Here is a 13,921-nt window from a genome sequence, read left to right as displayed (position 1 = left end):
CAGAAGAGTGAACCTGTCCCGCTGCGCCATGAACTCCCCTTTCAATAGCATGTGTTGGAAACGATAATGACCACCTGGGCGGACGGGGCTCAAGGGAAGCGGGGGTGGTGCCGTGTCCCGCGGACGGGGAAGGGACTCCTTCCGTGGTACGGGCCTCGTCGCCGTGCTCGCCGTCGATTCCTACGACAACCCAGCCAAGCACGGCGGGCGGGAGGTTCTCCGGCACATCGCCGAGGAGAGCGAGCGGTTCGCCGGCATCGCCTCGCGCAAGCTGGGATTCGGCGAGGTCATGCGGCCCCCGGCGGAAAAAACCCGGGAGCGACTCTCGCTGTGGCTGGACGACTTCCTCGACCGCAGGGCGGAACGCAAGATTCTCTACTGGACGGGCCACGGAGTCGACGCCGCCACCGGCTTCCACCTCGCCTGCCAGGACACCTGGGCCGACGGGCGCTTCGACGCCGCGCGCTCCTTCGCCCTGACCGAAGTCGTCGACCGTGTCCTCGACGCACGCGACCAGGCCCACACCCTCCTGGTCCTGGACGCCTGCTCCTCGCACGGGCACCTGCCGCAGGCCTTGCGGCGCGCCCTGAGCAAGGACCGCACGACCGTGGCGCACGCCCATGAGACCCGGAGGGACGGATTCGAGGTCATCGGCACCTCGGGCGTCGGTGAGACGATCCGCGAGGGCCTGTGGCTCCGGTGGCTCACCTCCGTGCTGGAGAACCCGGAGCTCGAGGTCCCCGACCACTCCCGTCCCCTGGACCGGTCGGCCCTCTACATCCCCGTTCCGTATCTCGTGCAGGCCATCGACCAGGAGGCGGCGTCCGAGGGGCTGGAGACCCGCGACGAACGGCCGGGTTACGAGGTGGTCCGTCCCCTGCCCAACAGCTTCCTGCACAACCCGTACTTCAGCGAGGACGACCAGGCGGACGACAACCGCTGGGCGGGCCAGGCGGTGCTCGCCGACGACGCGCCGCCGCCCTGGACGAAGGAGTCGCACTTCGGCCTGGAGGAAGGCGGCCCCCTGGAGCGGGAGTTCACGGGCCGGCACGCCGTGCTCAGCCGCCTCGTGCGCTGGCTGGACACGGTCTCGCACGGGATGCAGGTCGTCACGGGCCCGGGCGGTTCGGGAAAGACCGCACTCCTGGGCATGCTGGCGCTGCTGTCCGTGACGCACCGCAGACAGCGCCTGGAGCCGCGGCCGCACCCGCAGATCTGTCCGCGGCCCGGCACCGTCCACGCCCTCATCACCTGCCGGGACCAGTCGCTCGGCGCGCTCGTCGGCGCGGTGCGGGACGCCCTGGGCGCCTTCGAGACCATGCGCGCCAGACCTGAGGCCATCCTCGACCCCGCCGAATGCGCTCGCGCCGTCGGCGAACTCGCGCGCAGCGAAGGCGCTCTCAACCTGGTCTTCGACGGCCTCGACGAGGCGATGCCGGGCCAGGCGCACGAGATCGCCCGGCACCTGCTCAACCGCCTGGCCGAGACCCCGGGCGTGAAGGTCGTCGTCGCCACCCGGCCCCGGCCGCGGAGACAACTCGCCGAGTCCGCGCCGGGCGAGAGCCTGCTGGACGTGCTGGACCAGACGACCTCGGCGCTCGCGCTCGACGAGGACGACGACACGGAACGGGACATCGCGACCATGGTCGAGGCGATGCTCGCCGCCCGTGGGTCGCCGTACGCCGGAGACCGCCGGGCGGTCTCACGCACCGAGGCCGCACAGACGATCTCGGAGGAGAGCGGTCGCCTCTTCCTCGTCGCGCGGCTCATCACCGGACAGCTGGCACGCGGCACGCGTCCCCTCAGCCAGGAGGAGTTGTCGGCACAGCTCAGGGACGCCGGCACGGGGCTGCACCCATGGGTCAACAGGGAGATCGACTTCCTCGAGGGGGACGGGGCACGGCCGGCTGTCCGGGTGCTGGCGCCGCTGGCGCTCGTCCACGGCGGCGGCCTGGCGGATCCGACCCTGCTGATGACCATGGCGAACGCTCTGGTCGACCACCCCCGTCCGCTGACCCGTGACGAGGTGGGAGACGTCCTCGCGCTGGCCGAGGGCGGACTGGTGACCGTGGAATCGGGCACCTACCGACTGGCTCACGCCGGCTTCGGCAGGCATCTCCTGGCACGGGCGGAGCTGGCGCCCGAGGAGGGTCACCGACGGCTCCACGATGCCCTGCGCTCCCGGAGCGCGGGGGACTGGGCCCGCGCGGACAAGTACACGCGGGCCTACCTCGCGGTACACGCGGCCCAGGCGGGCGCCACCCACCTGCGGCGGCTCCTCGACGACCCGGAGTTCCTCGTCCACACGGACCCGGACCCGGTCGTCCCGCTGGCCGCCGCACAGCTTCGGGAGTGCGAGGGCGCCGCGCTCTACGTCCGCGTCGCGGACGCCTTCCGGATGCGGCACGGCCCGGTCGAGCGCCGTGCCCTGCTGCGCAGCGTGGCCTTCGTCAACCACCGGCCGGGCGCGTACCGGAGGATGACCTCGCCGGGTTTCGACGATCTGCCGTGGACCGAGCGGTGGACGGACGGCCGGCCGATGCCTCTCGATCTGCGCTGGCCCACCGCGCGGGGCGGCGCGAGGGCCCTGCACTGGTCCGCGGCCGCTCCCGGCGGCACCCTGTCGGCCGCCGTCCCCGGAGCGGTCGTCGTCCACGAGCCCGAGACCGGGAAGCAGCATCTGACCCGCCGCCCGCCCGACCGGAACCGGGTCCTGACCCGGGTCACGGGAGCGCTGATCGGCGGGCGGCGCGTCACAGCCGCGAGCGACAGCGACGAGGTCCTCCTCTGGGACGACCTTTCGCCCCAACCCGCCCAGGTCTTCCAGTGGGGAGGCGCCCCGGACAGCCTCACCGTCGCGGAGTGCGGCAACCGGGCACTGCTGATGGCCGCGGACGGGCGGCGGGTGTGGGCCTGGCACTGGGACGCCGGCGGCAGCGCGTCCCGTGCGGTGCTCAGCGACGTGCTGGACCTGCGGGCCGAGCGGATCGCCCTGCTCTCCCTCGGAAACCGGCACTTCCTGCTGGCCGCGGGGCGCGAGGTCGTCCTGCACGAGGTGCACCCGCAGGGCGAACGGCTGCTGGGCGCGTCCTGGACGCTGGGCGACAACACCCTGCCCGCCCGGGCCGTGGCCGCGATGGCGGAACCACGCGTCGCGGCCGGGTCACCGGTACCGCGGCAGGCCTGGCTCGCCTGCACCGACGGTCGTACCGCGAGGGTCTGGCGGCTGGCCCTCGATCAACGGGAACCCGACCCCGTCCTGTCGCTGCGCACCTCCGCCCGAGGACTGGCGCTCGGACGGTGGGCGGACAGGCCCCTGCTGGTGCTCCACGAGGACGATCGGCTGGTGGTCCACGGCGTCCCCGACGTACGGGACGTACAGGACGTGCCGGACGAGAACGTCGGCGGAGGAACGGCCGGCAGCACCGCGCTGTGCGTGTTCGAGGTGAGCGGGCACCGGCACGGTCAGGCTCTCGCGTGCGATCCGGAAGGCACGGGCCGCATCGCCGCCGCCGACGGTCCGGACGTACGGATCCTGGACGTCGCCTCGGCAGCCGAGGCCCAGGGCGACGTGATGCGCCGGAGCCACGACGAGCACCTCACGGTGGAACTCGCCGCCGGCCTGCCCGGGGCGCCGCCGCTGCTGTGCCGTGCCGCCGGCGGCGATGTGGTGGTCAGCCTCGTGGCGGCGGACGGCAGCGAGCGGGCGCACACCGAACTGCGGCACGAGAACAGGGTGACGGCCGTCCGCGCGGTATGGCACGCGGACCGGTGGATCGTCGCCACGGCCTTCGGACGGACCGTGCGCGTCTGGTCGGTGGCGGCGGACCTCAGCGGCCATCAGGCCGCCGAGGACTTCTCGCTCAAGGGCGACGTGGGCGATCGCGTACGGGGACTGGAACTCGTCGTCGACGGCGACGGGGCACCCGGTCTGTTCTTCCCGGACAGCCGTGAGGTGGTCCGCCGAACGCTGCGCGGCGACGCATGGAAGGCCGAGTCGAGCGTGCCGGTCGTGGCGCACGCCATGAGCGCACGCGCCATGGCGGACGGAAGGACCCGTCTGGCGGTCGACACCGGGCGGGGCTTCCGTGTCTGGGAGACCGGTGGCGGCACATGGCGGGAGCTGCCGTTCCTGGACGAGCGGGGGAAACGGACGGCCGCGGTCGCGCTGGGCGAGCACCATCTCCTGGGTGAGTCGGTCCCGCTGCTGGCCTGGGCGGACGACGACTGGATCTCCGTCGCGCGCCACAAGGGCTCCCGATGGGTGCGGGAGCAACTGCCGTACGAGGGTGGGAAGCCCACGGCACTCCTGTTCAGCGGCAGCCCGGAGCGTCCCCTGCTCGTCGTGTGCGGGGGCGAGCGGACGCTGTCCGTCCTGGACGCGACCAACTGGCGTCGGCTGGACAGAGCCGTCGTCCCCTGGCGGGGGCCGGCGGTGGAAGCCGCCGGCGCCCTGTTCGACGAACGGGAGGGCATCGTTCTCGCTCTTCAGGCCCGACAGCGCTGCGACCTGCTGCTGCTCAAGGCGGAGGCCCTCCGGCCCGTGCGGGGCAGACGTGGCGGCCCCCGCTTCTGAGGGGGGATCCGGCCCGTTCGTATCCGGCAAGCGACGTGAAGGAGCAAGTGGTTGAGGCACGACTTGGTGGTCTTCGTCCCGGGAATCATGGGCACCCGCCTCACCCGGGACGGCAACGACCTCTGGAACCAGTCACGGCAGGCACTGCTCGGCGCGCTGCCGTTCGGCAAGGCCGTGGAGCGTCTGAGACTGCCCGACGGAATCGGTGACGAACGGCCGGACGCACCGTGGGCGGTCGACGCGGACGAGCTGGTGAAGTCGCCGGAGGCCCTGCCGGGGCTGCTGTCGCATCTCGGCTATCCGGACGTCAGGGACGTGCTCACCGAGCTGGTGCCCGAGCAGTGCGCCGTCTTCACCTACGACTGGCGCCTGTCCAACCGCCTCACGGCCCGGGACCTCAAGGTCCGCGTCGAGAGGGAACTGAGCCGGTGGCGGAGCGTTGTCGGGCGCTTCCACCCGCGTGCCCAGGACGAGCCGAAGGTGATCCTGCTCTGCCACTCCATGGGCGGGCTCATCGCGCGGTACTACCTGGAGTGCCTCGGCGGGCGGGACACCGCCCGCTCGCTGGTGACGCTGGGCACACCGCACCGCGGCGCCGCGAAGGCCGTCCGCTTCCTGACCGGCCATGGTGTGCCCATCGAGGAGTGGGGGGTGGTGCGCCGGGCGGTGGCCGGGACCCTGGCCAAGAAGGTCAACGAGCAGCTGGCGACGCTCTGCCGGAGCTTCCCGTCGATGGGACAGCTCCTGCCGGTCTACGCGGCCGTCCGGCGCCCCGAGTTCCCCGAGGGCCACCACGAATATCTGACCGACATCGACGTGGGGCTCCCCTCCGCAACGGTGACCGACGCCTTCGAGTTCCACCGCGAGTTCGAGGAAGCGGCCTGGAAGAACCGCCGCGACAGTGCCGACGGCGAACTCCCCTACCGGATGTACTGCCTCGGAGGGAGGGCCCATCCCACCGTGCACGGCGTCGTGGTCTCCCCCGGGAAGCTCGAATTCCCGCTCACGCTGGACGACGAGGAACCGTGGACCGGCGACGGCACCGTCCCGGAGGAGTCGGCGTTCGCGCGTTGGGCACTGCGCGGCATGGACGAGGCCATCTGGAACGGCCACCGGCACGCCAATCTGACCAGCTCGGACGCCATCGGATACCAGCTCTCGGCCATTCTCCACGGGAAGTCCTCACGCGAGACCCTGGCGGCCGACGACGAATTCGGCATCGTCGCGCCGGACTTCGCCGTGGCGGGCGAGCCTTTCGAGGTACGGGCGACCGGCGTGGAACGAGGCCGCACGGTTCGCGTCGCACTCCACCGGAGCGACGATCCGGCGCCGGCGCAGTGGACGGCTCTGTCGCCGGGGGAACCGGGAGAGCTGCGCGGAGAACTGGTCACCGGCCCGGGGACATGGGTGCTCAGCGTGGTCGCGGACCGTCCGCACGTCACCCAGCGAGACGTGGTGTTCGCGGTCGAACCGTAGGTCCCGGACCGCGGCGGCACCCTCGGCCTCCGCAGAGGATCGGGGTGCCGCGCGCCTCCGCCGGGGACGGTTCGGCGCACCCGGGGCCGCGCGCCGGCTCCGCCGTTCCGCCTCCGCCGGGACGGCGGTCAGCCGTGCCGGCGCCCGGCCGGCGCTTCCGCCCGGGGCGGGGTCGCCGTGCCGTGCAGCCTTCTGGCGTAGGCACGGTACCGGCGGCGGCACTTCATCGGCATGAGCACCCGGACGCGCAGCGGGGCGCCCTTCAGCAGCCCCTTCATCACCTCGGGATCGCCCTCGTAGAGGGTCATGCCGAACTGCAGGGCCAGCCGGTCCTTGGGCGTCACGGAGATGCCGTGGCCGCCGAGTTCGGCCCACTCCGCCGCGGTGACGTGCTGCGCGGCCAGCGGGAGGATCGTCTCCTCCTCGAGCCGCATGTGCTCGAACGCGATGCGGTTGAGCCGGTCGGCGATCGCGGCCACCTCCTCGCCCCGCGCGGCGGAGCCGGTGGCGCGCCAGGAGCGCACCGCCTCGGCCAGGTCGTCGCAGGCGGCGTGGAGCTGCTCGTGCTGCTCCTCCATCACGTGTACCAGCGGGGCCAGTTCAGCGCTGACGCGCTCCAGGAGCCGGGGCCACAGCCCGATGTCCTCGCCCTCGTGGTGGGAGGTCAGGGCCGCGAGCATGATGTCGATGTGCTCGGCCACGATCCGCGTGCGCGCGAGGTCCCCCTCGGCGACGCCGCGGACCAGTCCGGGCGTCAGACCGAACTCTCGGCGGAACATCGTGTGGACGACGTACATCTCCTTGACGTTGGCCATCGGCACGGCGTGGTCGGTGCTCATCAGCTCTTCCCGGTGAAAACGCGCATCACGAACGGACTCGGAACCCGGCGGAGGCGGGTCAGGCCGCCCACGGAAGTCCGATACTTGCCTCGTCAAGTACATCGTCGAGGCGGTGGGAATGTCAACCCGGCTCCCCCGCGACCCCATCGTGTCCCCGGGGCGCGGCGCGCGGGCCGCGGGCCGCGGGGGCCCGCGGCGGCCCCTCCGGCGGCGGCCCTCCTCATCGGCGGGCGAAGGCCGCGCCCTCGCCCGCCGCACCTCCGGACAAGGTCAGCACCGGTCGGGAACCCGTCACGGACCTGTCACGGACCCGTCAGGATGACGAGCTGCCGTGTCGCCCGGGTCATCGCCACATAGCGGTCGACCGCGCCTTCGACACCCTCCCCGAACGCCTCCGGGTCGACGAGGACGACCAGGTCGAACTCGAGCCCCTTCGACAGTTCCGGGGTCAGCGACCGGACGCGCGAGGTCGCCCGGAACGCGGGATCGCCGATGACACAGGCGATTCCGTCCTCGTTCGCGGCGAGCCACGCGTCCAGGATCCGGTGCAGCTCCGAGACGGATCCGTGTACGACGGGGACGCCGCCGGCGCGGACCGAGGTCGGCACGTTGGCGTCCGGGAGCACGGCCCGGATGGCCGGCTCGGCCTCCGCCATGACCTCCTCCGGCGTCCGGTAGTTGATGCTCAGCGAGGCCACGGTGACCCGGTCGAGCCCGACCCTCTCGAGACGTTCCGCCCACGACTCGGTGAACCCGTGCCTGGCCTGGGCGCGGTCCCCGACGACGGTGAAACTCCGGGACGGGCAGCGGAGCAGCAGCATCTGCCACTCCGCGTCCGTCAGTTCCTGGGCCTCGTCCACGACGATGTGCGCGAACGGCCCGGCGAGGGGGTCGGAGTCCGCGCCGGGCAGAGCGGTCCGGTCGATCAGGCTGTCCTGCAAATCCCGCCCGCGCAGCATCGTCACCGCGCCCTCACCGTCGTCGTCGGCCGCGAGCACGTTGTCGATGACGTCGGCCATGCGCTCGCGTTCCGCGGCGAGCGCGGCGTCGTGCCGGCGCCTGCGCCGTGCCGCCCGCGGGTCGCCGAGCCGCTGCCGTGCCGCGTCCAGCAGCGGCAGGTCGGACACCGTCCAGGCCCGGGCGTCCTCGCGGCGCAGCTTCCGGACGTCGTCGGGGCCGAGCCAGGGGGCGCACAGCCGCAGGTAGGCGGGGACCGACCACAGGTCCCCGACGATGTCGGCCGCTTCGAGCAGCGGCCACGCGCGATGAAGGGTCGTGACCAGTTCCTCGTCGCGCATCAGCGACCTGCGGAACAGGTCGGGCGGGATGTCCTCGTCGCCGAGCCTGTCCAGCAGGATCGCGGCCAGTTCGTCCCAGATCTGCTCGCGCGCCTCGTTGTGCGGCGTACCCGGCCCCGGTGCCGCGAACGCCTCGGCCCAGTCGCCGGGGCTCAGCCGGATGTCGGACCAGTCGGTGGTGACCGTCATCCCCGTGGTGGGCGGCTCCTCGTAGATGCCGACGGCCGTCTCGATCGCCTTCACCATGCGCGCCGACGCCTTCAGGCGGGCGACGTCCGGGTCGGGCTCGATCCCGGCCCCGGCTCCCTCGGCGACCAGGTCCCGCAGGGTGCAGGTGCGCACCCCCTCCTCCCCGAGGCTGGGGAGGACGTCGGCGACGTAGGCCAGGTACGGCTGGTGCGGGCCGACGAACAGCACGCCGCCCCTGCGATGGCCGAGGCGGGGATCGGCGTAGAGCAGATAGGCCGAGCGGTGCAGGGCGACGACGGTCTTGCCCGTACCCGGACCGCCGTCGACGACGAGGGCGCCCCGGGAGCCCGCCCGGATGACGGCGTCCTGGTCGGCCTGGATGGTCGCGAGCACGTCTCGCATCCGGGCCGACCGGCTGCCGCCGAGGCTCGCGACGAAGGCGGATTGGTCGTCGAGCGCGGCGTTCCCTTCGAGCCCGTCGGCGGTGAACACCTCGTCCCAGTAGTCGGCGACGCGACCGCCGGTCCAGCGGTACCTGCGGCGGCTGACCAGTCCCATCGGGTGGGCGTGGGTCGCCGCGAAGAACGGCTCGGCCGCCGGGGAGCGCCAGTCGAGCAGGAGCCGGCGTCCCGAACTGTCGGTGAGGCCGAGCCGTCCGATGTAGACGGGCTCCGGGTCCTCGGCGCCGACGATGCGTCCGAGGCACAGGTCCAGCCCGAAGCGGCGCAGGGCGTTCAGCCGACCGGTCAGCCGGTGGATCTCGGCGTCCCTGTCCATCGCCTGCCTGCCGATGCCGCCCGGCGCCCTGCGCTCGGCGTCGAGGCTGTCTGACAGTTCGGCGATCGCCTGGGCGAGGCTCTCCGCGATGGCCGCGAAGTGCCGCTCGTCATCGGCGATCAGCGTCGGGTCGGCCTTGGCGGACAGACGGTCGGGGAGGGCGAACGCGCCGGCGGTCAGGGGGTGGTTCATGTCAGCGGCTCCGATCCGGGTCCGGGCTCGCTCCGGCAGGGTCCGGTGGCACGCACACCCGCCTATCGGCGGCGGGCACCCGCCACCGCGGCCTGCGCTCCGCCACCGCCTCGACGTCACCGAACGACTCGTGCACCGACACCACAGAACACACCTTGCGAATCCCCCGTTTACCCAGGTTCCGGCTTCGGTCGGCGATTCTGCGCCATGACCCGGGCCTTGCCGCAAGCCCCCCGGTGCGCTATAAGTTGAGAGTGGCAAGGGACGGGGTTTCTCCCTTGCCTTTTCTGTGCGCCGTAGACGGACCCGTGCCCGGGCGCCGCCGCCGACTCCGGTCGGCCGTGCGGGCCGCGAGCCGCCGCTGAGCGGGGTCAGGCCGCCCAGACGCGGGCGGCGTAGTCCAGGAAGTTGCGGCCGAGGATCTTCTCTATGCGCTCCGAGCGGTAGCCGCGGCGTTCCAGGAGGCGGATCAACTCCCGGAACTGGTCCACTCCGCGCAGGTCGACGACGAAGGGGTAGGTGTCGGCCCGCTCCCCCGCCGCTCCGACGCCCGCCTCACGGCGCCGCGCCACGTGCTCGGCGAGGGCGGTGCGGTAGGCGTCGAGATCGTCGATGGGGGTGATGGTGCCGTCGGTGCCGATGCCGACGTGGTCCTCGCCGCAGACGTCGATCGCGTGGTCGATGTGCTCGACGACGTCGGCGGCCCGGGCGTGACCGGACGGGTTGAGGAAGGGCATGAAGTAGATGCCCACGAAGCCGCCGCGGGAGGCGACCAGCCGCAGTTCCTCGTCGGTCTTGTTGCGCGGGAGGTCGGCGAGGGCGCGGCAGCCGGTGTGGTTGATCGAGACCGGCAGGCGGGAGGTCTTGGCGGCCTCCAGGCAGGTGCGTTCGCCGCTGTGGGAGAGGTCGACCATCAGGTGGTGCGCGCCCAGGGCCTCGACGACCTCGTGGCCGAAGGTTGTCAGGCCGCGGTTGGCGGGGGCCATCGAGCCGTCGCCGATGTGATTGGCCTGGTTGTACGTCAACTGCACGACGCGGACGCCCGCTTCGGCGAAGGTGGAGACGCGGCCGGGATCGTCGCCGACGGCTACGGCGTTCTGGAAGCCGTAGATGACGCCGATGCGGCCGTCGGCGTGCGCCCGGTGGATGTCGGCGACGGTGCGGACCTTGGTGAGGTCGTCCGGGTGGTCGCCGATGATGGCGTCCCAGATCTCGATCTCGCGCAGGGTGTGCTCGTAGGGCGGCAGGTCGCCCATCGTGTAGCCGAGGGTGATGTTGACGGCGGTGAGGCCGGAGGCGCGGGCGTCGGCCAGGGCCCGGGCGTCGACCGTGAGCTGGTCGCTGGAGGGGTTGAGGTGCGCCGCCGCCTCGGCGGACGCCGGGGCGTTGGGGTTGTCGAGCTGCCCCAGCGCGTTGATGATCATGGGGGTGGGGTTTATCGGCCCTCCTCGAACTCGGCGCGGTCGAAGCGGCGTCCGCGTTTGACGGTCGCGGTGACGCTGCGCAGGTTGCCGATGTCGCGCAGCGGATCCTCGTCCAGGACGACGAAGTCGGCCAGTTTGCCCGGCTCGACGCTGCCCATGCTGCCCTCGGTACCCGCGGCACGGGCCCCGATGAGCGTGGCGGAGCGCAGCACGTCGGCGGCCGGGATGCCGCAGCGCTCCACGAGGAAGGCCAGTTCGTCGAAGAGGGCGGGGAAGGGCGCCCCGGGAGGGGTCTCGTAGTCGGTTCCGGTGGAGATGGCCACGCCCGCCCGGTGCGCCTGGGCGGTGACGGCCGCGGCGAGTGCGGAGTTGGCGCGGGCCCGGGCGGCGTCCTCGGGGCCGTCGCCGGCCAGTTCGTCGCTCTCCCACATGGCGGCGGTCGCGTCCAGCACGGTGCCGCGCCGGCGCATGAGGGCGAAGAGTTCGGCCAGGTGCGGGTCGTCGCCGGCGGCGAACCGGGCGTGGTCGACGGGGGGTTTGCTCTTGTAGCTGGTGAGTCCGTCGGGGGTGCCCTCGAAGGCGAGCAGGGTGACATGGGAGACGGTGTCGACGCCCGCGGCGACGACCTGGCCGGGCGTCGCGGGGAAGACGGTGGCGTGGGCCCAGACGGGGATGTTCTGGCGGTGGGCCTCGGCGGTGACGGCGGCGACCAGGTCCGCGTCGAGGTCCGCGTAGACCTTGATGGCCGCGGCGTACGTGCCCCGGGCCATGGCGACCGCGAGGGGCAGGTCGGTGGCGGCGGTGACGGCCTGCATCCAGGGCACTTCGCCGGGCACGGCGCCCTGGGAGACCTGGTGGGTGCGGGGGTCGTCGAAGAAGCCGGGGCCGGCCATCAGGGCGGCGTAGCGGATGTCCGGGCCGGGGATCTCGCCGACGAGGGTGGCTCGGGCGAGGTCCCCGATCTGCCGCAGGTCGTCGGCCATGTCCCGGACGGCGGTGATGCCGCTGTAGACGTGGCGGCGCAGTGCCGCCTCGGCCGCGGGGCGGTCGGGCGGGGTGGCGAGGTGCTGGTGGGTGTCGATCAGCCCGGGGATCACGAAGCGTCCGTCGAGGTCGAGGACCTCGGCGTCGTCGGGCAGCCGGCCGGCGAGTTCCGCGTCGGGAGCGACCGCCCGGATGGTCTGCCCGTCGGTGACGATCGTGGTCGCGGGCCGCGGCGGGCCGCCGGTGCCGTCGAACAGCGTCGCGCCGCGGTACACCGCGATCGTGCCCGCGGTGGGCGCCGCGTAGGGGGTGGGGGCGCCGGAGGGCTGGTCGGCCATGCTCACCTCAGCTGGTTGTTGCGCTCTGCGTAACATCTGTATCGTGGGTGGAAACGGTCGGTACTGTACTCCAGTACCGCCACTCCCGTACCGCCCGAGCACCAGGAGGATCGGCCGCGATGCCCGAGGCCCCGCGTACCGCGGTGGACAAGGCACTCGACCTGGTCGAGGCCGTCACCCGCGCGCCCCGTCCCGCCCGTCTGACCGATCTCGCCGGCGAGGTCGGCCTGCACCGCGCGACGGCCTACCGGATCCTGCTGGACCTGGTGCGCCGGGGCTGGGTGCTGCGGGCGGGCGACCGCTATCTGCCCGGCACCGCCGTGCTGCGGATGTCGGCGGCCGCGGCGGGGAACTCACTGACCGCCCTGGCCCGGCCGGTGCTGCGGGAGCTGTCCGACGTCACGGGGATGATGGTCAACCTGCAGGTCCTGGAGACCGACCGGGCCCGGGTGATCGACGTCGTCCGCCCGGAGCGACTGGCCGTGATCAGCCATCTGCGCGACGAGGCCCTGCCGGTACACCGCTTCGCCGGACCCCTGGCGCTGGTCGCGGCACTCGACCCGGCGGCCCGGGCCCCCTACCTGCGGCCCGCCGAGGCCGACGGGCACCCGCTCGACGGGGACGACGGGCTGCTGGCGGACATCGCGCGCACCGAGCGGACGGGGGTCGCCGTCGAACGCGGGCGCAACGAGAGGCTGGTCGCGTCGATCAGCCGCGCCGTGGCGCCCGGCCCGGGCGCTCCCGTCTGCGCGCTGACCGTCGTCGGGCCGGACGCGGAGTTCGACGAGGCGCGGCTGCCCGCTCTGGAGCGCGCGTTGCGCGACGCCACGGACGCGCTCGAACGCGTTCTGACCGGCCCTCAGGGAGGCACGGCGTGAGCGGCGTCCTCGTCCTGGACCGGGCGCGTACCGCCGCCGCGCTCGACGTGCGGCGCGTCGTCGACGCGGTCGCGACGGCCCTCGTGGCGATCAGCCGCGACGCGGTGTCGGCACCGCCGCGGATCGCGGCACGCACCCCGTCCGGATTGCTGGGCGCGATGCCCGGCTACGTGCCGGGGCTGGGCCTCGCGGCCAAACTGGTGTCGGTGTTCGGCGATCCGGCGCGGCCCGGGCGCGGTGCGCACCGGGGCATGGTCGCGCTCTTCGACGAGCACGACGGGCGCCCGCTGGCCCTGATGGACGCCGAGTCGCTCACGGCGGTGCGCACCGCCGCGTCGGCCACGCTCGGCGCGCGGGCGCTGGCCCGCCCCGGGGCGCGACGGTACGTCGTGGTCGGCACCGGGGCCCAGGCCCGCGCGCAGCTCGCTCTGCTGGCGGAGTGCCACCCGGACGCCGAGGTCGTCGTCGCCGGCCGCGATCCGCGGCGTGCCCGCGAGGCCGCCGCGGGCCACCCCGGCGCACGCGTGGCGGACGGCATCGAGGAGGCGGTGCGCGGGGCCGATGTCGTCCTCTGCTGCACCGGGGCCACCAGCCCGGTCGTACGCCGCTCGTGGCTCGCCCCGGGCACGCACGTCAGCTCGGTGGGCGGCTCCCACGGCCCCGAACTCGACGCGGACACCGTCGGGGACGCCGCCCTGTTCGCCGAGTGGCACGGCGCCGCCGGCTCCCCTCCCCCGGCCGGCGCCCACGAACTGCAGGGACTGCCCCCCGGCCGGGAGGTCGTCCTGCTCGGCTCCGTGCTGGCCGGTGACCACCCCGGGCGCGGCGAGGGTGACGGGCTGACCGTCTTCAAGTCCACCGGGCACGCGGCGCTGGACGTGGCCGCCGCCCACGTCGTCCACGCCGTCGCTCTCGCGGAGGGACTGGGCACGACCGTGGACCTGTGACCG

At 73.3% G+C, this 13,921-nt stretch carries 8 protein-coding genes; 4 read left to right on the top strand and 4 right to left on the bottom strand.

What is annotated here, in order from left to right; translation table 11 throughout:
* The first annotated feature begins 112 nt into the window (after positions 1-112).
* Positions 113-4,576: an ATP-binding protein gene (locus AB0F62_RS29360; RefSeq protein WP_361805688.1), complete on the top strand. Its 4,464-nt coding sequence runs from the start codon at positions 113-115 to the stop codon at positions 4,574-4,576.
* A 51-nt stretch (positions 4,577-4,627) separates the two neighbouring features.
* Entirely contained in the window at positions 4,628-6,052 is a 1,425-nt protein-coding gene (locus tag AB0F62_RS29355; RefSeq protein WP_361805685.1) for a hypothetical protein, read from the top strand.
* A gap of 128 nt (positions 6,053-6,180) precedes the next feature.
* Here the strand turns inward: AB0F62_RS29355 and AB0F62_RS29350 are convergent, their stop codons facing one another.
* The 4 genes from AB0F62_RS29350 to AB0F62_RS29335 form a co-directional block, all read right to left on the bottom strand.
* A complete protein-coding gene (locus AB0F62_RS29350) occupies positions 6,181-6,891 on the bottom strand; it encodes a hemerythrin domain-containing protein (RefSeq protein WP_361805682.1) in 711 nt (236 codons plus the stop codon).
* A gap of 302 nt (positions 6,892-7,193) precedes the next feature.
* On the bottom strand, positions 7,194-9,347 hold the full coding sequence (gene helR, locus AB0F62_RS29345; protein WP_361805679.1) for an RNA polymerase recycling motor ATPase HelR: 2,154 nt from the start codon (positions 9,345-9,347) through the stop codon (positions 7,194-7,196).
* Between the two features lie 371 nt (positions 9,348-9,718).
* Entirely contained in the window at positions 9,719-10,771 is a 1,053-nt protein-coding gene (locus AB0F62_RS29340) for a membrane dipeptidase (RefSeq protein ID WP_361805676.1), read from the bottom strand.
* 11 nt (positions 10,772-10,782) lie between these two features.
* Entirely contained in the window at positions 10,783-12,093 is a 1,311-nt protein-coding gene (locus AB0F62_RS29335) for an amidohydrolase family protein (RefSeq protein ID WP_361805673.1), read from the bottom strand.
* A gap of 119 nt (positions 12,094-12,212) precedes the next feature.
* Here AB0F62_RS29335 and AB0F62_RS29330 point away from each other — a divergent pair, with 119 nt between their 5' ends.
* On the top strand, positions 12,213-12,971 hold the full coding sequence (locus AB0F62_RS29330) for an IclR family transcriptional regulator (RefSeq protein ID WP_361805670.1): 759 nt from the start codon (positions 12,213-12,215) through the stop codon (positions 12,969-12,971).
* A complete protein-coding gene (locus tag AB0F62_RS29325) occupies positions 12,968-13,918 on the top strand; it encodes an ornithine cyclodeaminase family protein (RefSeq protein WP_361805667.1) in 951 nt (316 codons plus the stop codon). The genes AB0F62_RS29330 and AB0F62_RS29325 overlap by 4 nt, the downstream gene beginning before the upstream one ends.
* Positions 13,919-13,921 lie beyond the last annotated feature (3 nt).

The organism is Streptomyces sp. NPDC026673, from assembly GCF_040638135.1.
Classification (GTDB): domain Bacteria; phylum Actinomycetota; class Actinomycetes; order Streptomycetales; family Streptomycetaceae; genus Actinacidiphila.
The sequence above is the reverse complement of the archived record's forward strand: the minus strand, read 5'-3'. Positions and strand labels throughout refer to the sequence as shown.